The sequence below is a fragment of the Martinezella lusitana genome, from assembly GCF_016901135.1.
Classification (GTDB): domain Bacteria; phylum Pseudomonadota; class Alphaproteobacteria; order Rhizobiales; family Rhizobiaceae; genus Rhizobium; species Rhizobium lusitanum_D.
Map to the genome: position 1 here is coordinate 26692 of NZ_JAFEVL010000020.1, position 23003 is coordinate 49694.

The 23003-nt window shown below is 61.5% G+C and carries 15 protein-coding genes; 10 read left to right on the top strand and 5 right to left on the bottom strand.

The genetic code is table 11. The features are described from left to right. Positions 1–9: 9 nt before the first annotated feature. On the bottom strand, positions 10–1446 hold the full coding sequence (locus JTP94_RS07280; RefSeq protein WP_204849868.1) for a glutamine synthetase family protein: 1437 nt from the start codon (positions 1444–1446) through the stop codon (positions 10–12). A gap of 137 nt (positions 1447–1583) precedes the next feature. On the opposite strand from JTP94_RS07280, the gene JTP94_RS07285 reads away from it, so the two are divergent. The 3 genes from JTP94_RS07285 to JTP94_RS07295 all read left to right on the top strand — a co-directional run bounded on the left by JTP94_RS07285 (position 1584) and on the right by JTP94_RS07295 (position 5926). After that, complete coding sequence (locus JTP94_RS07285; RefSeq protein ID WP_204849869.1) at positions 1584–2768, top strand: NAD(P)/FAD-dependent oxidoreductase; 1185 nt, start codon at positions 1584–1586, stop codon at positions 2766–2768. Positions 2769–2923: 155 nt separating this feature from the next. After that, positions 2924–3067: a hypothetical protein gene (locus JTP94_RS07290; protein ID WP_202904179.1), complete on the top strand. Its 144-nt coding sequence runs from the start codon at positions 2924–2926 to the stop codon at positions 3065–3067. A 321-nt stretch (positions 3068–3388) separates the two neighbouring features. Further along, complete coding sequence (locus JTP94_RS07295) at positions 3389–5926, top strand: HAMP domain-containing methyl-accepting chemotaxis protein (RefSeq protein WP_204849870.1); 2538 nt, start codon at positions 3389–3391, stop codon at positions 5924–5926. Here JTP94_RS07295 and JTP94_RS07300 read toward each other — a convergent pair. Continuing rightward, a complete protein-coding gene (locus JTP94_RS07300; protein WP_204849871.1) occupies positions 5902–6159 on the bottom strand; it encodes a hypothetical protein in 258 nt (85 codons plus the stop codon). The two genes, JTP94_RS07295 and JTP94_RS07300, sit on opposite strands and share 25 nt — an antisense overlap. An 88-nt stretch (positions 6160–6247) precedes the next feature. Here JTP94_RS07300 and JTP94_RS07305 point away from each other — a divergent pair, with 88 nt between their 5' ends. Further along, positions 6248–7120, top strand: a complete 873-nt coding sequence (locus tag JTP94_RS07305) for a LysR family transcriptional regulator (RefSeq protein WP_204849872.1) — start codon at positions 6248–6250, stop codon at positions 7118–7120. A gap of 36 nt (positions 7121–7156) precedes the next feature. On the opposite strand, the gene JTP94_RS07310 is transcribed toward JTP94_RS07305, so the two are convergent. Next, a complete protein-coding gene (locus JTP94_RS07310; RefSeq protein WP_204849873.1) occupies positions 7157–8155 on the bottom strand; it encodes an aldo/keto reductase in 999 nt (332 codons plus the stop codon). 331 nt (positions 8156–8486) lie between these two features. Between JTP94_RS07310 and JTP94_RS07315 the strand changes: the two genes are divergently transcribed. The 4 genes from JTP94_RS07315 to JTP94_RS07330 all read left to right on the top strand — a co-directional run bounded on the left by JTP94_RS07315 (position 8487) and on the right by JTP94_RS07330 (position 12681). Next, positions 8487–9575: a polyamine ABC transporter substrate-binding protein gene (locus JTP94_RS07315; RefSeq protein ID WP_246754735.1), complete on the top strand. Its 1089-nt coding sequence runs from the start codon at positions 8487–8489 to the stop codon at positions 9573–9575. A gap of 230 nt (positions 9576–9805) precedes the next feature. After that, entirely contained in the window at positions 9806–10948 is a 1143-nt protein-coding gene (locus JTP94_RS07320) for an ABC transporter ATP-binding protein (protein ID WP_204849875.1), read from the top strand. 2 nt (positions 10949–10950) lie between these two features. After that, a complete protein-coding gene (locus JTP94_RS07325) occupies positions 10951–11862 on the top strand; it encodes an ABC transporter permease subunit (RefSeq protein WP_204849876.1) in 912 nt (303 codons plus the stop codon). 3 nt (positions 11863–11865) lie between these two features. Beyond that, the gene (locus JTP94_RS07330) at positions 11866–12681 is read left to right on the top strand and encodes an ABC transporter permease subunit (RefSeq protein ID WP_204849877.1); all 816 of its coding nucleotides are present in this window, start codon (positions 11866–11868) and stop codon (positions 12679–12681) included. Between the two features lie 23 nt (positions 12682–12704). On the opposite strand, the gene JTP94_RS07335 is transcribed toward JTP94_RS07330, so the two are convergent. Further along, on the bottom strand, positions 12705–14609 hold the full coding sequence (locus tag JTP94_RS07335; protein WP_204849878.1) for an AsmA-like C-terminal region-containing protein: 1905 nt from the start codon (positions 14607–14609) through the stop codon (positions 12705–12707). Between the two features lie 165 nt (positions 14610–14774). Between JTP94_RS07335 and JTP94_RS07340 the strand changes: the two genes are divergently transcribed. Both JTP94_RS07340 and JTP94_RS07345 read left to right on the top strand, forming a co-directional pair. Then, positions 14775–16727: an acetoacetate--CoA ligase gene (locus JTP94_RS07340; RefSeq protein WP_204849879.1), complete on the top strand. Its 1953-nt coding sequence runs from the start codon at positions 14775–14777 to the stop codon at positions 16725–16727. A 355-nt stretch (positions 16728–17082) separates the two neighbouring features. Then, the gene (locus tag JTP94_RS07345) at positions 17083–19014 is read left to right on the top strand and encodes a DEAD/DEAH box helicase (protein WP_204849880.1); all 1932 of its coding nucleotides are present in this window, start codon (positions 17083–17085) and stop codon (positions 19012–19014) included. Positions 19015–19315: 301 nt separating this feature from the next. Here JTP94_RS07345 and JTP94_RS07350 read toward each other — a convergent pair whose 3' ends face one another. Then, on the bottom strand, positions 19316–22948 hold the full coding sequence (locus tag JTP94_RS07350) for an ATP-binding protein (RefSeq protein WP_204849881.1): 3633 nt from the start codon (positions 22946–22948) through the stop codon (positions 19316–19318). Positions 22949–23003: the final 55 nt, after the last annotated feature.

A 23003-nucleotide genomic window follows, 5' to 3' on the forward strand; every position in this document is an offset into this window, starting at 1 on the left:
GCGATCCCCTCACACGTTGAGCAGAAGGAATTCCCGCTCCCACGGGCTGATCACCTGCATGAAGGTTTCGAACTCGCCGCGTTTGACACCGGCATAGATGTCGATGAATTCCTTGCCGAGGACCTCCTGGAAGGCCGGTTCGCCCTCCAAGAGCGCGATGGCTTCAAGAAGGCCGCGGGGCAGGTCGATCGAGCCTTCGTTGGCCGAATCCTCGGTCGGTGCCGTCGGCTCCACCTTCTTCATGATGCCGAGCAGGCCGGAGGCGAGCGAGGCGGCAAGCGCCAGGTAGGGATTGGCGTCGGAGCTCGGCAGCCGGTTTTCGACGCGGCGGGCCTGCGGATCGGAGACCGGCACGCGGAAAGCCGTGGTGCGGTTGTCGTAGCCCCAGGCATTGTTGACCGGGCACGACATGTTCGGCGCCAGCCGCCGATAGGAATTCACATAGGGCGCAAGCATGGCCAGCGCATTCGGCACATAGCGCTGCATGCCGCCGATGAAGTGGAAGAACTCCTGCGACGGACTGCCGTCCGGATTGGTGAAAACATTCTTGCCGGTCTCGATGTTCACGACCGACTGGTGGATATGCATCGCCGACCCCGCCTGGCTCTGCATGGGTTTGGCCATGAAGGTGGCATAGATGCCGTGCTTCAGCGCCGCCTCGCGAATGGTGCGCTTGAACATGAACACCTGGTCGGCAAGCTCGATCGGGTCGCCATGGCGCAGGTTGATTTCCAGCTGCGCCGGACCCTCTTCATGGATCAGCGTGTCGATCTCGAGACCCTGCTTCTCCGAGAAGTGATAGATATCGTCGATCAGCTCGTCGAACTCGTTGATGCCGGCGATCGAGTAGCCCTGACCGCCGAGGATCGAGCGGCCGGAGCGACCTTTCGGCGGATGCAGCGGATAGTCGGGGTCGTCATTCTTGGCGACGAGATAGAATTCGATCTCGGGCGCAACCACCGGCTTCCAGCCGCGATCGCGATAGAGTCCCAGAATCTGCTTCAATAGGTTGCGTGGCGTATAGGACACCGCGTGTCCTTCGGAATTGACGATATCGCAGATCACCTGCGCTGTCGGATCGGTTTCCCAGGGGACGACGGACAGCGTCGAAAGGTCCGGCACCAGCTTCAGGTCGCTGTCGCGCGGCTCGTAGCGGAAGCTCTCAGTCTCCTCCGGATATTCGCCCGAAATCGTGTGGCGATAGATCGCAGAAGGCAGTGCCAGCGATGTGTTGGAGGTGAATTTCGAGGTCGGCATCATCTTGCCGCGCGGCACGCCGGCAAGGTCCGGTGTGATGCATTCGATATCCTCGATCCCGCGCGCCCGCAGCCATTGCTCTGCCTCCCTCCAGTTTGCCACGCCGCGTGCCGATCTCAGGCTAGGAGGTACCGTAGGGACTTTCGAGACAGGCACGGAAGCTTTCAGCGGGGTCTTTCTCGCAGGCATAAAACACCGTATTTGGGTTGATCGGTGATTGCATCATAACCGCAGTTTGCCAATTGGCGAGGGGGAAAACCGCTCGGACTTTCGCCGTATGATGGAAAAATGATCAGTGAGCGCGGCGAATGATTAGGGGTTGAAGCGTGGTCGGCAGGTATAATGTGATCGTTCTCGGAGCGGGCGCGGCAGGCATGATGTGCGCCATCCGCGCCGGCCAGCGCGGGCGTTCCGTCGCTGTGCTCGACCACGCCGCGGCACCCGGCGAGAAGATCCGCATTTCCGGCGGCGGCCGCTGCAATTTCACCAATATCCATGCTGGCCCGAAGAACTTCGTCTCCGCCAATCCGCATTTCGCCATATCGGCGCTGGCCCGCTTCACCCCCAGGGATTTCCTCGCCATGGTCGAGCGCCATGGCATCGCCTGGCATGAGAAGACGCTTGGCCAGCTCTTCTGCGACAACAGCGCCAAAGACATCATCCGCATGCTGACCGACGAGATGCGCGCGGCCGGCGCGCAACTGTGGTTGCGCACGGAAACGGGCGGGGTCGAACAGATTGCCGGCGGCGGCTATCGCATCAGCACTTCGGAGGGCACCTTCGAGGCATCCTCGCTGGTCATGGCGACCGGCGGCAAATCGATCCCGAAAATGGGAGCGACCGGTTTTGCCTATCGCATCGCCGAGCAATTCGGATTGCCTGTTGTCGAGACGCGGCCGGGCCTGGTGCCGCTCACCCTCGATCCGCAGCTCCTTCAGCGCCTGGCGCCACTTTCCGGCATCGCCGCGCCTGCCGAAATCCGTCACGGCAAGACGGCATTTCGCGAAGCCCTGCTCTTCACCCATCGCGGCCTCAGCGGACCGGCCATCCTGCAGATTTCCTCCTACTGGCGGGAAGGGGAGGAGATTACTGTCACGATCGAGCCTGACGTCGATGTCCTTGCGCTTCTTAAGAAAGCAAAGCAGGCCAACGGCCGGCAATCGGCGCAAACAGCCCTTGCCGAGCTCCTGCCGAAGCGGCTGGCGCAGCACTTCGTCGAGGCTGAGGGCATGTCGGGCAATCTGGCTGATCAGTCCGACAAGCGCCTGCAACAACTCGGGGCCGCCATCCAGTCCTGGCCGGTGAAGCCGTCCGGCTCGGAAGGGTACCGCACTGCGGAGGTGACGCTCGGCGGCATCGATACCACCTGCCTCGATTCGAGAACCATGCAGGTGAAAGCCGCGCCCGGCCTCTTCTTCATCGGCGAATGCGTCGATGTGACCGGCTGGCTCGGCGGTTATAATTTTCAATGGGCATGGGCGTCCGGTCATGTTGCCGGCGAGGCTGCGTGAGCCTCTATATTCAATACCTTGTGCGTTCCGTCAGAAAATGGAACCGGCCTCTGGTTCTCGCGTTTTCCTTTCCTACATGTTTATTGAATACATTGGCAGTTGCCGAAAAGACCATTTGCCGGTTATCGTGTCAGTGCGAAAATGGGAATATGCTCATGAACAAAACCAATCGTCGTGCTCGCGCCATTGCAATCGCTCAAACCCGGGATAACGCCAAGCTCCTGGCCACAAGGCTTTTGATGCTGGCGACGGGCGCCACTGCGGCCTGCATCGCGTATCTGGCCGTGCGCGGCTACTGATAGTTTAGCCGCTTTATCTGTCTTGGCCGTCATTGTCATGGCGGCCTTTGTTTGCGCGCCAATATTCTTTTCGACGCCTTCTTACTCGGATCTCTTCAGCAACAAGGGCCCTCGCTGGCGCCTTATCTGAAAATTAATCTATCAGACCCACAATTCGCGCAGTTTTATGGGGCGCTCGTCTGCGAGACCGAGCCGATGCAATGATTGCTTCCTGACGCCACTCAGGACCCCGCCTGCGACGATTTCAAGATTGACGATATACGTCCGGCCAGCGCCGCGCAGGCGTCGGCGAGGGGAGCGGTGTGAGAGGTCTGAGCCACTATGTTTATTGATAGGATACTGTCTCGTTTCAAGATCAAGACGAAGGTTCTCCTATTCGTCCTGCCCTTCGTCATCAGCATTTCCGCCGTCGGCCTCACCGGGCTTTATGCTTCCGGCCTGCTGCAGGGACGCATGGAAATCTCCAACAGCGTGCTGCAATCGCTGACCGGCTTCAAGAATCTCTACGGCTCCATGGATGACTTCCTGCGCATCACCAATACGCAGCAACGCGACAAGCTCTATGAGGATATCAAGTCCCAGCAGGGCGTGCTCAATGCGACGCTCGGCCAGCTCGGCGCGGATGCGGAGGGCCGCGACAATCTGACCGACGCGACCGCCAAGACGGCCGACACGGCCAATCTCGTCGGCAGGCTGTGGACGCTCCATGAGCAGGAGGTTGCGTTCCGCAAGACGATCGACGACGCACAGAGAGCGTTGATCAGCGCCCGTTTCAACGTCGATTTCAACAGCCAGCAGCTGGAAGATCAGATGCGGCAGGATCAGGCCGACGCGACCTCGACATTGCGCGCCGCCGACCGCTTGCTGAAAGGCGGCGATCTGCTGGCCTCGGTTGCGGAGGATTTCAACAAGGCCGCGACGCCGGCCGATAAGGTCAAGCTTCTCAAGGACCGGCTGCCGGATCTGAACAAGGCCCTGCGCGCCATCGACCTTGCGCTGCCGCAGAACCAGAAAAGTGTCGTTCAGTCGCTGACGAGCACGATCAAGGATCTGACCGCTTTCACTGAAAGCACTGATGTGCCGACCGATGACACCATTACCAATATCGGCCGTCTTCTCTCGCGCTTCCGCCAGACATCGACCTACACGCAGCTGACGGCGACGCAGATGATGCGTCAGGCGACCACGACCTTCGTATCGCTGGATGCCCGCGTCGCGCAGACCAATTCCGTTCTGCAGGATACCCGCCGCCTGGAAGATTCGGTCTACTCTCTGCAGCTTGTGCTGGCCGAGTTCAACGCCAATACCAACAAGGACAATCTCGTCCGCCTGCGCCAGGAAATCGCAAAGCTCGGCGGCGATATCGATACGCTGAACCAGAGTGCCAAAAGCATGGACTTCGCCGGCGACATCGATGCCGCCATCCGCCCGGCGATCAAGTCGATGGACGATGCCGGCGGCAAGCTGGTCGATACGATCACCCAGCGGATTGCAGAATATGCAAGCGCCCGCCAGCAACTCGATCAGGTATGGGGCCAGCTCACGGCATTTGCCGAGACGCAGAAGCAGAGCGCCGGCACCGAACGCGACCAGGCGAACTACATATCCATCCTGGCGACGGCTTTGGGTATCATCCTCTCGGTTGCCGGCGGTATCGCGCTGGTCCTGACCCTGCAGCGCCCGATCGGCCAGATCACCGCCGCCATGCGCCGGATCGCCGATGGCATGCTCGAGACGGCGATTTCCGGCGAGCAGCGTCACGACGAAATCGGCGACATGGCCCGCGCGCTCGGCATCTTCAAGGAAAACGCCATTTCGAAGATCCGCATCGAGGAGCAGAGCGACGAGGAGCGCGCTTCCTCTGAACACGAACGCCAGCGCAACGACGCTGAAAAGCGCGAACTCGACCGACAGATCGATTTCGCGGTCAGCGAGCTCGCAGCCGGTCTCGAACGTCTTGCGCAGGGCGATATTTCCGCCACGATCGAGACACCCTTCATCGGCCGCCTCGAACAGCTCCGTCAGGACTTCAACAGCTCGCTGTCGCGCCTGCAGGAGACGCTGAGCCAGGTCCGCAGCAATGTCGAGATGATCCAGAGCAACGGCAACCAGATGGCGGCCTCCGCCGAGGATCTGTCGAAGCGCACCGAGCAGCAGGCCGCTTCGCTGGAGCAGACCGCCGCCGCTGTCGACGAGATCACCGTCACCGTCCGCTCGTCCGCCAAGCGCGCCAAGGACGCGGATGCCATCGTGCGCGAAGCCAAGCGCAGCGCCGATGACAGCTCTGTCGTCGTCGGCAATGCCATCGACGCGATGACGCGCATCGAGGGTGCCTCGCGCCAGATCGAGCAGATCATCGGCGTCATCGACGAGATCGCCTTCCAGACCAACCTCCTGGCGCTCAATGCCGGTATCGAGGCGGCGCGCGCCGGTGACGCCGGCAAGGGCTTCGCCGTCGTCGCCATGGAAGTGCGCGAGCTGGCCCAGCGCTCTGCCGCCGCCGCAAAGGAAATCAAGGGACTAATCAACAAATCGACCCAGGAGGTCAATTCCGGCTCGCAGTTCGTGCAGGAGGCCGGTTCGGTCCTGGCGCAGATCAGCAGCCAGATCGTCACGATCAGCCAGCATGTGGAAATGATTGCCCGCGCCAGCCACGACCAGGCAAGCGCGCTGCAGGAGGTCAACGCCTCGGTCAACCACATGGATCAGATGACGCAGCAGAACGCCGCCATGGTGGAAGAGACTACAGCGGCAAGCCGCGAGCTGGCCACCGAAGCCGACGCGCTGTTGCATCTCATCCAGCAGTTCAAGATCGAAGCCGGATACAGCTCAGGCTATATGCGGGAAGAAGCGGCCTGACCGCAGCAACCGTCATCATCGCAGGCGGACCGGTTGATCTCCAACCGGTCCGCCTTTTTTGTCGCCTTATAAGCGGCATGCAGGCGGTCGAGCATACGCCCGATCCAGGTGAAAAGCGGCCAGGGGTCGTGCCCATAGTCGAGGTAGAACAGATCCTCGTTCTGGCGCCATTGCTCCTCGCGCGCCCGGCATTGTAGTTCGATGGCCTTGGCCAAACCGATGCTGTCCATCATGAGATATCTCCATCTTGTGGGGCATCTCTTCAACTACACACAGAAATTTGCTTTATAAACAGCCGTTTTCGCCCTATGTTTTTCAATTATGAAAAACACGACATGGGATTCCTATCAGCTTTTCCTCGACGTCGCCCGTGGCGGCGGCCTGACGGGGGCGGTCGAGTCTAGCGGTTTGAGCCCGCCAACGATCGGCCGGCGCATGCTGGAGCTGGAAGGGCAGATCGGCCGCCTGCTTTTCGAGCGCAGCCAGGCCGGCTACACCCTGACCGGCGATGGCCAGGCGCTGTTCGACCAGCTGCTGGAGATGGAAGCCGCGGCCCGCAAGGTGGATAGCTGGCAACGCGATGCCCAGGGCGCCTCGATCGTCCGGATCGCTGCCGGCACCTGGGTCGGCTGGCTGCTCAGCCAGAACATGCCGTCGATCTGCTCGGAGCGGGACGGCTTTCGCATCGATCTGCATCTCGGCGAGCGCCGCGCCAGCCTTGCCCATCGCGAAAGCGATATCGGCATCCGCGCCTTCGAGCCGGAAGAGACCAATCTCGCCGCCATCAAGACCGGCGATGTCGCCTATGCCGCCTATCAGGCCCGCAACATGCGCTTTGCCGGGCCGCAGCGCTGGATCGCCGTGGCGGAAGACGAGGCGGTTTCGGCCTATTTGCGCTGGCCGCACCAGAACCGGCGGCAGGAGATCGCCTTCACGGTCAGCCGGCCGCGATCGCTTCATGACCTGGTGCTGGCCGGGTCGGGCATCGCGGTTCTGCCCTGCTTCGTCGGCGATCAGGAGCCGAGGCTGGAGCGGGTCGGCGAAGAAATCGCAGCCCTCCGCCATCGGCAATGGATCGTCATGAACAACGCCGACCGCTATCGCCGGGAAATCCGCACCGTGGTCGATCGCATGACCCGGCTGTTGAAAAGCCATTCGGAGCTGTTTGCCGGCAAGCGCCCGACCTACGTGTGAAAGGCCGGCGGTGATCGACCGCCGGTTTGCTCTTGTTCAGCGCGCCGCGTCACCCCAGCGATATTCGACGGTGGCGTCATCCAGCTTAGCTTTCAGCTCCGGATCGAGCTTGAGATCGATGGCGGCGAGCGTGTCCGTCAACTGATCCGGGCGGCTCGCGCCGATGATGGCTGACGTGATGACCGGATTGGCGGCGACCCAGGCGACGGCGAGCTTGACGAGCGATTGGCCTGCCTCTTCGGCGATGCCGCGCAGCTTCTCGATCGTCGCGAATTCGCGTTCGTGCCAATAGCGTTGCAGGTAGTTGGTCCCGGCGCTGCGCAGCTGCGAGCTGAAGCGACCTTCGGTCGGCGCGACATCGTGCCTGTGCTTGCCGGTGAGAAGACCGCCGGCGATCGGGTTGTAGGGGATGACGGCGATGCGTTGTTCTTCGGCAAGCGGTAGCAATTCGCGCTCGACCTGACGAAACAGCAGATTATAGCGCGGCTGCATCGAGACGAAGCGGGCGGTGCGCAGGACATCGGCGCGGCCGAGCGCCAGTGCCAACCGATAGGCCAGGAAGTTCGAGACGCCGACATAACGCGCCTTGCCTGAGCGTACGATGATGTCGAGCGCCTCCAGCGTCTCGTCGATCGGCGTTTCGCGATCGTCGGAATGCAGCTGGTAGAGGTCGACGTAATCGGTGCCGAGACGGCGCAGCGACGCGTCGATGGCATCGAGAAGGTGCTTGCGCGATGCACCCTGGTCCCAGGAGGACGGGCCGACCTTGCCGACGGCTTTGGTCGCGACAATGAAGCGGTCGCGCTTGCCCTTCAGCCAGCCGCCGACGATCTCTTCTGTACGGCCGGCAAGCTGCTCGCCGCCGCCGAGCGGGTAGACGTCGGCCGTGTCGATGAAGTTGACGCCGGCATCGGCCGCCTTATCGAGAATGGCGTAGGCTGTGTCTTCCTGCTCGATCTGAAGGCCGAAAGTCATCGTGCCCAGACATAGGCGCGAGACATTGAGACCGGTATTGCCGAATTTTTGATACTGCATGATGCACCCTTGAATTATGGGTTGGGTTTGCCCGCTGGGCAGGGGTGCGAAACGGGCATGAGACTATTCTAGGAGTGAGACGCTCCGATGTTAGCAAAGCTGGTTTCCGCATTCACGCAGGAAGCGGATCTTGAGTTCACAATCGCGTGCGAGCAGGCAGCGTCGCCCTTTGCAACGCGATCCATCGTTTCTTGGTAAATCCGCTAAAGCTCGTAATGGCTTGCTTTTCCCCCTTGTGGCGTTCCGATTTCCTTTCTAGTCTAACGGGAAAAACAGAGGGTTGGGTGTCGCCAAGATGCCCTTGAACGAAGCAGGAGAGATTATGAAGTCCATGTTCGCAAGGCTTGCAGCAACGGCTTTCGCAGTCGTTTCGCTGGCGACGGCCGCTCAGGCAGAAGACAAGGTCGTCAATATCTATAACTGGTCGGATTATATCGATGATTCGATCCTGACCGATTTCACCAAGGAAACCGGCATCAAGGTCGTTTACGATACGTTCGACCAGAACGAGACGCTGGAAACCAAGCTTCTGGCCGGCAAGACCGGTTATGACATCGTCGTGCCGACGGCGTATTTCCTGCAACGCCAGATCAAGGCCGGTGTCTTCCAGAAGCTCGACAAATCGAAGCTGCCGAACATTTCGAACATGTGGGATACGGTGCAGCAACGCATCGCCACCTACGATCCCGGCAACCAGTACGCCATCGACTACATGTGGGGCACCAGCGGTGTCGGCTACAACGTCGACAAGGTGAAGCAGATCCTCGGCTCCGACGAAGCACCTGACATTGACGTCATCTTCGATCCCAAGGTTGCCGCCAAGTTCAAGGATTGCGGCATCTATGTGCTGGATTCGCCGACGGACGCCATTCCGGCCGCTCTGCGCTATCTCGGCCTCGATCCGAATTCGACCAAGGCCGAGGATTTCAAGAAGGCCGAGGCGCTGCTGACCTCGATCCGGCCCTTCGTCCGCAAATTCCATTCCTCCGAATATATCAATGCGCTCGCCAACGGCGATATCTGCATCGCCTTCGGCTATTCCGGCGACGTGCTGCAGGCACGCAACCGGGCCGCAGAAGCCAAGAACGGTGTGAACATCAGCTACTCGATCCCCAAGAAGGGCGCGCAGATGTGGTTCGACGTCATGGCGATCCCGGCCGATGCGCCGCATGTCGCGGAAGCGCATGCCTTCCTCAATTACATCATGAAGCCGGAAGTCATCGCCAAGGCCAGCAACTTCGTCTCTTACGCCAACGGCAACAAGGCCTCGCAGCAGTTCGTAAGCAAGGACGTGCTTGAAGATCCGGCCGTCTACCCGACGGATGAGGTCAGGAGCAAGCTGTTCACGCTGACCCCTTGGGATCCGAAAACACAGCGAGTGGCCACGCGCTTGTGGACAAAGGTCACCACTGGCCAGTAATTCGAAGCGGCCCGGACGGCAACGTCCGGGCCTTTCCTTATGAGGATAGCGTTAGGAATCATGAGCGTGCCGGAGGGGGAAGAGCCGGCGCTAGAGCATCTCCAGGAAAAGTGCGCAGCGGTTTTCCGTCCGGAATGCGAAAAAACAAGAAGATAGAGCGTTTTCGCGATTCGAAGAAAAGCGGAGATGCTCTAGGAAAGCCCGCCCGGGAATCCATTTGGGGATAGATGATGAAGTCACTCGGTAATATCCGGCGTTCCTTTGCTCCTTGGACCGATCCTTCGGCCAAGCCGTACATTTCCTTCAAGAACGTGACGAAGAAGTTCGGTGATTTCATCGCTGTCGACAATCTCTCCCTGGATATCTACAACCGCGAATTCTTCGCCCTTCTCGGCGCCTCGGGCTGCGGCAAGTCCACGCTGCTGCGCATGCTGGCGGGCTTCGAGCAGCCGACGACCGGCGAGATCGTGCTCGATGGCCAGAATCTTGCGGGTACGCCGCCCTATCGCCGCCCCGTCAACATGATGTTCCAGTCCTACGCGCTGTTTCCGCATATGTCGGTGGAAAAGAACATTGCCTTCGGCCTGCGCCAAGACGGCATGCCGAAGGCGGAGATCGACGATCGCGTCGCGCAGATGCTGAAGCTCGTCAAGCTGGAGCAGTTCGCCAAGCGCAAGCCTAACCAGCTTTCCGGCGGCCAGCGGCAGCGCGTGGCGCTGGCCCGTTCGATTGCCAAGCGGCCGAAGGTGTTGTTGCTCGACGAGCCGCTCGGCGCGCTCGACAAGAAGCTGCGCGAGGAGACGCAGTTCGAGCTCATGGATCTGCAGCAGAGCCTGGGGCTTACCTTCGTCGTCGTCACCCATGACCAGGAAGAGGCGATGACCATGGCGGACCGCATCGCGGTCATGAGCCACGGCAAGGTGGTGCAGGTGGCGACGCCGGCAGAAATCTACGAGGCGCCCAATTGCCGCTTCGTCGCAGACTTCATCGGCGATGTGAACATACTCGACGGCAACGTCACCTCCGCGCAGTCCGGCATCGTCGAGATCGCTGTCGATCCCGCCCTCACGCTGCGCACCGCCTCCAGCGAGGCACCGGCTGCGGGAAGCCGCGCCAGCCTCGCGCTCCGGCCTGAGAAGTTGAGGGTCACGCCGCGGCCGCCGGCCAACGCGTCAGTCAATGCCACCGAAGGCGAGATCTGGGATATCGCCTATCTCGGCGACATGACCGTTTTCCATGTCAAGCTGAAGAGCGGACAGGTGCTCAAGGCCTCGTCGCTGAACGCGGTCCGAGCCGTGGAGGAGCCCTTCGCCTATGACCAGAATGTCTGGGTGTCCTTTGACGAGAATGCCGGCGTATTGTTGAAGGACTGATCATGAGAGCGCTCGGTTCCCTAATCTATCAGCGCCTCGTCATCATCATTCCCTATACGTGGCTGCTGCTCTTCTTCCTCGCGCCGTTCCTCATCGTCTTCCGCATCTCGCTGTCGACCAAGGCGCTGTCCGTTCCGCCCTATGATCCGTCCTTCGCCTGGGCCGACAGCTTCGCCGACTGGTGGGATAAGCTGCAGGCCATGTCGTTCGACAACTACGTATGGCTGACCGGCGATCCGCTCTATATGAATGCCTACATTCAGAGTCTTCAGATCGCCGGCATCTCGACGCTGTTGACGCTGATCATCGCCTATCCCATCGCCTACGGCATGGCGCAAGCGCCGCGCACGATCCGGCCCACTTTGCTGATGCTGGTCATCCTGCCCTTCTGGACGAGCTTCCTCATCCGCGTCTATTCCTGGATGTCGATCCTCAGCACCACGGGTCTGCTGAACCAGCTGCTGATGGCGCTCGGCATCATCCACCAGCCGCTTGTCATCCTCAACACCAATACAGCCGTCTATATCGGTATGGTCTATTCCTATCTGCCCTTCATGATTTTGCCGCTCTATTCCGCGCTGGAGAAGATGGACGACACGCTGATCGAAGCGGCGCAGGATCTCGGCTGCACGCGGATCGGCGCCTTCTGGCGCGTCACCTTTCCGCTCTCCATTCCCGGCGTCATTGCCGGCTGCATGCTGGTCTTCATTCCGGCTGTCGGCGAGTTCGTCATTCCCGACCTGCTCGGCGGCTCGGAAACCCTAATGATCGGCAAGGTGCTCTGGACCGAATTCTACAGCAATACCGACTGGCCGCTGGCATCGGCGGTGGCGACCATCCTGCTTCTGGTATTGGTGGTGCCCATCGTCTTCTTCCAGCATTTCCAGGCCAAGGCCGACGAGAAGGGGAGATAGTCGATGATCCGCTGGTCTCGTTTCAATATCGTCTCGGTCACGCTCGGTCTGGCCTTCCTCTATCTGCCGATCCTGCTGCTGGTCATCTACTCGTTCAACAGGTCCCGGCTGGTCACGGTCTGGGGCGGTTTCTCGACGCAATGGTACGTGCATCTGTTCAGCAACGACACCATGCTGAACGCCGCCTGGCTGACGGTGCGCATCGCACTCCTGTCGGCGACCATCGCCACCGTGCTCGGCACCATGGCGGCGCTGACCCTGGTGCGCTACACGCGCTTCCGCGGCCGCATCCTGTTTTCGGGCATGATCTATGCGCCGCTGGTCATGCCTGACGTCATTACCGGCCTGTCGCTGCTGCTGCTCTTCGTAACATCCGGTGTCGATCGCGGCTTCTGGACGATCGTCATGGCCCACACGACGCTGACCATGTGTTTCGTCGCCGTCGTCGTGCAGTCGCGCTTGCTGACTTTCGATCGCTCGATCGAGGAGGCGGCGCTGGATCTGGGCGCTCCGCCGGTGCGCACCTTCTTCGAGATCACGCTGCCGATCATCGCGCCGGCCGTGTTTTCGGGCTGGGTGCTGGCTCTGACGCTGTCGCTCGACGATCTGGTGATCGCGACCTTCGCGTCCGGCGCCGGTGCTAAGACGCTGCCGATGCTGATCTACAGCCAGGTCAAGCTCGGCGTGACGCCGGAGATCAACGCCATCTGCACCATCCTGATCGGCGTTGTCGCCATCGGCGTCATCTGCGCTTCCATTGCGACCAAGCGTCGCGAGGTCCAGCGTCAAAGGGACGAGCAGGCGGCGGCCGCAGCTTGAGACAATGTTGCGTGGAGCGGATTTTATTGCTCCTGCGACTGGGCCGGCTTCTGCAAAAGCGTCGTCACCGGCGAGACGACCGGATCCGGCCAAGTGCCGCCAATGAAGAAGGGCAGCATCGGCAGCTCTTCCGAATCGGCGGGCGCGGTCGCATCGATCGCGCCTGACAGCGCCAGGCCGTTGCTGCGGAACGGAACGACACCATTCAATGTCACGGTTTCGTTCCGCCCGGCGATCGTGGCGCTCTGGACCTCGGCCGATCCCTTTGCGAAGCTTGCATCGACATTGATGCTGTCGAAATCGAAGGATCCGCCGGCAATGTCACTCATTCGGAAGAAGGCTTTCTCGGCAGCCAGACCCCGGAAGGACGAGATATCGAATTGGCGGAAGGAACCGGCTGTCGACTGGAAATGCATCTTTCCGGCGACGTCGCTGAGCGTGGCGACCCAGATCGGCTTGGAAGTGCTGAGCGCAAGGTCCAGCGACCCTGCTGTCATCAACGGCAGCGGGCCTGGCAGCTTCAACCGGGTAAAGAGCCCGCCGAAATCGGCGTCGCGGATGGATATCTGCAATTTGCCGCCGCCATCGAAGTCTCCTGGAGCGACTTCCAGATGTGCGGTCAGCGAGCCGCCCTCGAAGCCGCTATCGCCAATGTCGAATTTCGCCTTGCCGCCGGCGACGAGCAAGCTCGCGCCGATATTGTCGAATTGGAAGGGACCGAGCGCCGCCTTGTTCGATGAAAGCGTCATGTCGAGATCGAGCCGCTGCAGCGGATTGCCGTTCAGCAGCGCATCGAAGGCGGTCTCGGCGGCAAGACGCATGGAGAAGGCGGCGAGGAACGGATTGAGGTTCATCTGGTCGAAGGCGAGCGTGCCGGAGATCTTCGGCTTGCCGGCCGTGGTATAATTCAGATCCATGACGCCGGAGGCAGCGGAATCGTTGACCTTGAAATTCAGATTGTTGAAGCGCAGGCCGTTCTCGATCGCTGCTATATCGGCGTTGAGCGAGACGTTCTTCAGCGCATCGGCGGCCGGCAGGCGCTGTCCGCTCCAGGTCAGGAAGGACGGCATGTCGGGCACGCTGAGCTCGAGATTGCCGGCAAGCGTCGAGAAATCCGAGATGCTGGTGACGCCCGCATAAGTCCAGCTGATCAGCGGCGAAGAGAAACTGGTCCTGGCATCCACGCTCTTGCCGGCGAAAAGCAGCAGAGGCTGGGTGGAATCGAAGTTGAGCTTGACGTCCTGCCCATTGAAACGAGCCAGGATGACAGCCGTCATCGGGCGGGACAGCCGTGGCCACGATATGTCCGCATTGACGCCGTTCATCTTGTAGACGTTGCCGCTGCGATCGTCCGTCATCTCGACGCTGCCGTCCTCGATGGTCAGCATGCCGATGGCGGCATCCTGCTCCTTGGGTATCGACACACCTTGGCTGGAGGAGGAGGCGTCCACCTGCTCGATCGCCTTGGAAAGGCGGCCTTCGTTCGTCCAATCGATCAGGCCGTTCTCGTCGCGTCGGATGTAGAGGGTCGGGCGCAGGAAATGGAACTCATGAAAATGCGCGCGTCCGCGGATGGCTGAAAGCAGCGAGAAATCCGCCGACAGGCTGTCGACATGGCCGAGTACCTTGCCGTTCTTCGTCGGTTCGCGGATCGTGACCTGATTGAGCGTCACGCGCGGTGTCGGCCAGAAATCGAGAGTGGGATCGCCCTCGATCTGGGCGCGGTATCCCGTCCATTCCGAAAGCGCCTTTTCGATGCCGGAGCGAACCAGCCCGCTTGAGATCAGGAAAGGCGCCGTCGCTCTGAAGACAGCAAAGATGATGAGGATTGTTAGAAGAATGATGCCCGTCGTGCGAACGACGGTCGGCAGCCAGCGCGAGGCCGATCGCATCGTCAACCGCCACTTATTGTTTCTCGACGCTCTCATGATCCCGTGAGACTCTCAAACTGATAGGGATGATCTGCCTGCGTTTGCCGGATATAGGAAATGTTTAGCGGATGCAAACATTGCACACTGGAAATGCCCACGACTCCGTGACTTTATAATGCACTGCAGCATTGCTATATACGTCGAAAAGAGGGGGAGAGAAATATGCACGATCAACAGCTGCTCTGGACGCCATCGGAAGAATTTCGTCGCCAGAGCCCGATGTTTTCCTTCATGCAGGAATGCAACCAGCGTTTCGGCCTGTCAATGTCCGATTTCGGCGGTCTGCATGCCTGGTCCATCGCCGACCGTGAGAACTTCTGGACAGCGGTCTGGGATTTCTGCGGCATCAAGGGAGAACGTGGGGAGAGGGCGCTGATCAACGGCGACCTCATGCTGGAAGCCCGCTTCTTTCCCGATGCCGAACTGAATTTCGCCGAGAACCTGCTGTCGAGGAGCGGCGAGGGCGATGCGCTGGTGTTCTGGGGCGAGGACAAGGTGCGCGATCGCTGGTCGTGGGATCGGCTGGCGGCGATGGTATCGCGCCTGCAGCAGGCCTACCGCGCCCTCGGCATCGGCAAGGGCGATCGCGTGGCGGCAATGATGCCGAACATGCCTGAAACCATCGCCTGCATGCTGGCGGCCGCGTCGATCGGCGCGATCTGGTCCTCCTGCTCTCCCGATTTCGGTGAGCAGGGCGTCATGGATCGGTTCGGCCAGATCGAGCCGAAGCTTTTCATCGCCTGCAGCGGCTATTGGTATGGCGGCAAGCTGCAGGATGTCACGTCGAAGGTCAGCGCCATTGCGCAGCGGTTGAATGTGCCCACCCTCGTCGTGCCCTATGCCGGCAGCGCCGACGCGGTCGTGGTGCCTACGCCTGGCGCGCGAACCCTCGATGAGTTTGTCGCGCCATTCGAGGCGAAGGCGGTCGAGTTCGTCGCGGTGCCCTTCTCCCATCCGCTGTTCATCCTGTTTTCCTCTGGCACGACCGGCGTGCCGAAATGCATCGTCCATTCCACCGGCGGCGCGCTTCTGCAGCTGATCAAGGAGCATCGGCTGCATTGCAGCGTCGTTCCCGGCGAAAAGGTCTTCTATTTCACCACCTGCGGCTGGATGATGTGGAACTGGCTCGTGACCGGGCTTGCCGCCGGCGCGACGCTCTGCCTCTACGATGGTTCGCCCTTTGCGCCCGACGGCAACATCCTGTTCGACTATGCGCAGGAAGAGAAGTTCGCCGTGTTCGGGACGTCGGCCAAATATATCGATGCCGTTCGCAAGAGCGGCCTGACCCCGAAGACGTCGCATGATCTTTCAAGCCTGCGGTTGATGACCTCCACCGGCTCGCCGCTGTCGCCGGAAGGTTTCTCCTTCGTCTATGAAGGCATCAAGGATGATGTCCAGCTGGCCTCCATCTCCGGCGGCACCGATATCGTCTCCTGCTTCGTGCTCGGCAATCCGCTGCAGCCTGTCTGGCGCGGCGAGATCCAGGGACCTGGCCTCGGCCTTGCCGTCGACGTCTGGAACGAGGACGGCAAGCCGGTGCGCGGCGAGAAGGGTGAGCTGGTCTGCGCCAAGGCCTTTCCCTCGATGCCGGTCATGTTCTGGAATGATCCAGAGCGCGCCAAATATCATGCCGCCTATTTCGAGCGTTTCGACAATGTCTGGTGCCATGGCGACTTCGCCGAATGGACCGAGCACGACGGCCTGATCATTCACGGCCGCTCTGACGCGACGCTCAATCCCGGCGGCGTGCGCATCGGCACGGCCGAGATCTACAATCAGGTCGAGCAGATTCCGGAGGTTCTGGAGGCGCTTTGCATTGGCCAGGATTGGGACGACGATGTCCGTGTCGTACTTTTCGTCCGCCTCGCCGCCGGCGCCGCGCTGACGGAGGACCTGGTCAAGGCGATGAAGACGCTTATTCGCACCGGAGCCTCGCCGCGCCACGTGCCGGCCAAGATCATCGCCGTTGCCGATATTCCGCGCACGAAATCCGGCAAGATCGTCGAGCTTGCGGTGCGCGATGTCGTGCATGGCCGGCCCGTCAAGAACAAGGAAGCGCTTGCCAATCCGGAAGCATTGGATCTCTTCGCCGGGCTGGAGGAGCTGAAGAATTGAGCCGTACCCTAAAACTGATGGGCAAACGATGACCTCCCTCTGCTAACCGCGCGTTAAGAAAGATTGGTCAAAGGTAAAAGCCAACTTGAGACCGTTCGCATGAGCTATGAGCGGATTGGAGCTACCCCTGGCTCCCGAGACATGAAGTTAACCGACTCGAGCTTTCGTTAGGCAGCATCAACTTCAAAGGCAGCGCGTTCGCTGCCTTTTTTTCGTTCCGCCGCACGCAAATACGCGCCCGCTCTGTACATTGGCCTACCGACCAAGTATGTGCAGGCTTGAAGAAGAGGCCTGCGACGTGCGGGCCACGATGATCCGTGCCGCTTGGCACGCGAAGAATTCCGAAAGACAAACTATGACCGAATTCGAAGGCATCGTTCCTGCGATTGCCCAGGCTTTGGCGAAGCGCGGTTACGAAGTGCTGACGCCGGTGCAAAAGGCCATGCTCGATCCCGACCTTGCCGGCAAGGACGCGCTGGTATCGGCCCAGACCGGCTCCGGCAAGACGGTAGCCTTTGGCCTGGCGCTGGCCCCAACCCTGCTGGAGGGCGCGGAGCGCTTCGGCCGCGCCGGCACGCCGCTGGCTTTGGCGATCGCGCCCACCCGTGAACTGGCGCTACAGGTCCAGCGCGAGCTGGAATGGCTCTATGAATTGACGGGCGCCACCATTGTCTCCTGCGTCGGTGGCATGGACATGCGCACCGAAAAGCGGGCGCTGGAGCGCGGCGCGCACATTGTCGTCGGCACGCCGGGCCGCCTTTGCGACCATATCCGCCGTCATTCGCTCGATATTTCCGAGCTGAAGGCCGTCGTACTGGATGAAGCCGACGAGATGCTCGATCTCGGCTTCCGCGAGGACCTCGAATTCATCCTGGAAACGTCGCCGGCCGAGCGGCGGACGCTGATGTTTTCGGCGACCGTGCCGCGCTCGATCGCCAAGCTTGCCGAGAATTACCAGCGTGACGCCGTGCGTATCGCCACGGCTTCGGAAACCAAGCAGCACGTCGATATCGAATACCGCGCCCTGACGGTCGCGCCGAGCGACAGGGAAAACGCCATCATCAACGTTCTGCGCTACTACGAAGCGCAGAATGCCATCGTCTTCTGCTCGACGCGTGCAGCCGTCAACCATCTGACGGCGCGCTTCAACAATCGCGGCTTCTCCGTCGTCGCCCTGTCGGGTGAGCTTAGCCAGAGCGAGCGTACGCATGCACTGCAGGCCATGCGCGACGGCCGCGCCCGCGTCTGCATTGCGACCGACGTCGCTGCCCGCGGTATCGACCTGCCGGGCCTCGATCTGGTGATTCACGCTGACATACCGACCAATCCGGAAACGCTGCTGCATCGAAGCGGCCGCACCGGCCGTGCCGGCCGCAAGGGCGTCAGCGCCCTGATCGTGCCGCTCAGCGCTCGCCGCCGCACCGAACGCCTGCTGGAGGCCGCTCGCCTGCGCGCCACCTGGGCGAAGCCGCCGTCCGCCGACGAAGTCAGCCGACGCGATGACGAGCGTCTTCTCGCCGATCCGATTTTCTCCGCGCCGTTGGGTGACGATGAGCAGTCATTGGTTCAGCAGCTGTTGCAGAGCCACGGCGCCGAACAAGTCGCGGCAGCCTTCCTGCGACAATACCGCGCCGGCCATTCCGCGCCGGAGGACCTGCAGGACGTGCCCGCTGAAGGCGAACGGAGGAAGCCCCGCCGCGACGATTTCCCCGTGTCACGCGATGATGCGCCGGCTTTTCGTGATGGCGATGGCCGTAACGATTTCACCGACGGCGTCTGGGTGTCGCTCTCTGTGGGACGCAAGCAGAATGCCGAGCCGCGTTGGCTGATCCCGATGCTCTGCCGCAACGGCAACCTGACCAAGCGCGACATCGGCGCGATCAAGATGCAGCCGGAGGAAACCTTCGTCGAATTTTCACAGGAAGGCGCCGAACGCTTCCTTGCAGCCATTGGGCCTGACAAGACGCTGGAAAGAGGCATCCGTGTGAAGCCGCTCGCCGGAGTACCGGATTTCCAGCAAGCCAGGCGAGAAGGGACTTTCGAGAAAAAGAAGCCCTTCGCCGACAAGGGCGCCCGCCCGCAGGAGGGCGGCAAGCCGAAATGGAAATCCGACCGCAAGCCGGAACGGGCGCAGGCAGGCGAGGGCGTTACTTCTGAACGCCAGGATAAGAAGCCTTGGGTGAAGAAGCCCGGCAAACCGCATTTCGCCAAGAGCGATGCAGCCCCGGCGCCCGGCAAGCCGAATTCGCGGGCCAAGCGCAAGGTGGCGAAGGTTCGGGGGGAATAGCCTTGGTTTATCCCGCCCCTTGCGGGCGGGAAAGCAAAATCAGCATTTAGCCGCAAGGCTAACTGCTAGATTTTGCAAGGGCGGGGGTAGGCAGGGACGCACCAACCCTCGGAATGATTTAAGCAAGAATGCGACCCCCGCTCTGGAAATTTCAATGGCTTAGAAATTGCGCTGAGCCTCGAATATGCTGAGCCCTCGATATCGCAATTCCTAAACCAGTGAAATTGCTTTCTCGCCCGCCAAGGGCGAGATAGGGCTCCGAATTTGCGGCAACATGTCGCCCAATTTCACTGATTAAAACCTAATTCGCCAGCACCCTCGGCGACGGGAAGGTGATTTCCACCAGCGTTCCCTCATTGGGCGCGGAGTTGATCGAGAAGCTCGCGCGGTTGGCGTCGACCATGGCTTTCGTCAGCGGCAGGCCGAGGCCGGTGCCGTCGCCGCGCTTGCGGGAATTGGTCGAGACCTGTCGGAAAGGTTTCATGGCCTGTTCCAGTTCCGAGCGCGTCATGCCGACGCCCGTGTCCCGGATGCGCAAGACAACGCTGCCATTGCCTTCATAGGAGGTCGAGACGACAATCTGGCCGCCTGAAGGCGTGAAGCGGATGGCGTTGGACAGGATATTCAGCGCGATCTGCTTGATCGAACGCTGGTCGGCCACAACATTCGGCACGGCTTGCGACAGCGCGGTGCGGATGATGACGCGCTGGCTGTTGGCCTGTGGCTGCACCAGCGAGACGGACTCGGTGATCGCCTCGTTCAGGCCGACCGACGCGAATTCCAGATCCATCTCGCCGGCCTCGATCTTGGAGATGTCGAGCAGATCGTTGACGATGTCGAGCACATGCCGGCCGGATCGGCCGATATCGGTCGCATATTCGATATAGCGCGAGTGGCCGATCGGCCCGAAACGCTCGCCGGCCATCATGTCCGAAAAGCCGATGATGGCATTGAGCGGCGTGCGGATCTCGTGGCTGACGCGGGCGAGGAAATCCGTCTTGTGGGCATTGGCGGTTTCGGCCGCGCGCTTGGCGTTGCGCAGCTCTTCTTCAGTCCGCTTCCATTGCGTGATGTCGCGGATGACGGCGCAGTAGCCGTTGGAGGAGTTGAGCCGGCCCATGGTCATGAACAGCGGCACGAAGCCGCCAGACGCCTCGCGGCCGATCACTTCGCGGCCGTCGTTGAGCACGCTGGCGACGCCGTGGCCGGAAAGGCCGCCGAGATAATCGAGCACCGCCCTCTGGCTTTCATGGGCAAACAGCATGGTGAAAGGTTTGCCGCGGGTTTCCTGGTCGTCATAGTTGAAGAGCGCGCTTGCCGAGCGGTTCACCGAGCGGATCTCGCCCTCCTGGCCGATGATGATCACCCCGTCGGTCGCCGTTTCCAGCGTCGAGCGCAGTTCCTCGATCTCGACCTGCAGCTTTGCGACCTTTTCGAGGATGCGTTCGGGGCGGGCTTCCTCGGCAACCGGTTGCGGCGGGGCGGTCGGCTCATTCCTTTCCACGGGCATCAGTGCCAGCATCAAGGCGGTGCCGTCCTCCCAGCGGATCGATTGCAGCCGTGCGGTGACCGGCACCAACGCATCGTCGGCGCGCACGACCATCATCGTGCCCGGCTGCTCGGTCTTGCCTTCGAGATCGTTGCGCTGCAGGAGCGCATCCAGACCGCCGACCCGCTCCAGATCCGCCAGGCTCTCGTAGCCGGTCAGCCGCAGCAATTCCGGATTGCCATGGATCAACCGATCGCCGGCATGAACGAGAACGGCCAGCGGCAACTGATCAACAATCTCAGCCGACAGGCCGGTGTGCATTTTTATGCGCGACGGAATGGCGGTGCTTAGAACATCCAGCGGATCGAAATCCTCTTCCGGCTCGGCTGACGCGGCCGGCGTTTCGCCGGGAGCATTGCCGGTGGCGGCATCGCCCGGCTCCCCCGTAGCTTCGGAGGGTTCCTGGGTCGGTTCGGATGGCAATGCGCTCGCTTCTGCCGCAAGGTCGGCATGCTGAGCGTCGACATTGTCATTTCCGACAGCCGTTTCGGCCGCGTCGGACAGGATTTCGTCGGCCGCGTTCGGTTGCGGCGCGATATCGACGCTTTCCTCAGATTGCTCGGCGGGTGGCTCAGTGCGTTTGCCGAAGGGTTCGAGCTGCCGAGCGATTTCCCTGAAGGCGGCCTGCTCGCTGGCTGAAAGGCCGGCCGGTGTCAGCGGACGGCGCTCGTAGAGCCGGATGACCTTGTCCGACTCGCGGCGGTTCGGTGTGTCGGCGATCTGCAGAGCGGGTGGCTCCTCGCTTGTGGCGGGGGCGTCTTCAATCGTTGCATGGCCAATATCTTCGGCCTGTTCGGTCGCGGCTGCCTCTTCCTGCTCGAGAGCTGGATGTTCGGTCGCCGCCTCTTCCATCTCCGCCGTCTGATCGATAGCGGCAGGCGGCGTGGACTGGTCGTCCTGCGCGCCCAGGATCATACCACGCTTCATCGGATCTTCGATGGTATCCGCCAGACGGACCACGCCGAAGCCTCTGAAGCCGTCGAATTCGCGGCTGCGCGTATAGGTCGGTAAGGCCGCCAGGTCGACCGGCACCATCAGGCCCGTGCCTTCCACCGGCCAATAGATCGTCCGACCCGACCAGGTGTCGCGCCGCGCCAGCAGTTCGGCGATCTTGCCGTCCGGATCGAGATTGAAGCGGGCGGCGACATCGGTAAAGGCGGCGCCTGCAAGCTGCGCCGCGTGCGGTCCCACAGCATCGGCGAACTCACGCGAAACCTCGCTGAAGTGGCCTGCGGCATCAATCTTCCACACGAAGCGGGTAGCGCGGCCGTTGCGCGTGAAGGTGAAGCTTTCCGGATGATCATCTTCGGCGGCGGGCGCTTCGGGCGGGGCGGCCGGCTCGGCGCTCACGTCCGTTGGGTCATCGGCGATATGGTCTTCGCCGTCATCTGCCGCTTCCATGTTCGGTTCGTCGGATTGAGCAGCTGCTTCGACATCGGCGTCGCTTGCGCCATCCATCAGGGCCAGCGCATGCGTATCCTCTGCCGTGCCATCGGTGGCCGGAGCCGCCTCTGGCTGCTCGCCCGCCTGATATTCCGGCGTCTCGTCCAGTTCCTGAATATGCGCCACCGCATCGATGACGTCGCCGAAAGGCGCTGTCGTAGCGGGGTTGGGCGCTTCCTCCAGGGCCGCACCTTCGAGTTCCCGGCGAGCTTCTTCCGCCTGTGGTTCGGCCGAAGCCGCCGCGGCGCCGACGCTGCCCGTCAGATCGAGGTGACCAAGCACGGTTTCGACGACGAACAGCAGGTGCAGGGCGGGGATTTCCGACAGCTTGCCGATGGCGGCCGGCAGATAGCCGCGACCGGTCGGGATCGGCCGTTTGATCAACCGGTCCGGCTGCGCGCCGGCCATGGTCGTCAGCATTCTTGCCGTCTGCGGCGTGACGCCGAGCGTATCGAAGCGGGCGGATGCGGCGATCACTTCGCCGTCGCGACCGATGACGGCCATGTGGGTATCGGGGTCGTCGAACCCATCGATCATGCGCTTGGCGCATTCGGCTGATGCCATCGGCTTGGCCGAGACCGGCGAGGAAAACAGGATCGCTTCCTCGCCCGCCTGAATTCGGATGAGTTCGACCGCCGCGTTGACGACCGCGCGCTGGAAGCCGGAGGCCATGCGGATCAGGAAGGTACGCTGGTTGCCGATGCCGCCAAGTCCGCGCGCCGTCGCTTCGAGCTGGCGGAACGAGACGTCGCCGGGCTTCGGTCCCTGATCGAGGAAATCATAGATGACGTCGTAACCAAAGAGGTTGGCGCCGGCGCCATTGGCCCACAGCACGCGATCCATGCCGGTCGAGAACATCACCATGGCTTCACCACGGGCAAAGCGTTCCCGAACGCGCGGATGCACGGCAATGTCAATGAACGGATATTGAACTGCGGGCATATTCCAACCTGTTTTGCGGGCGTGACCGCCTCTCGTGTTTTAACGGTTTATTAAT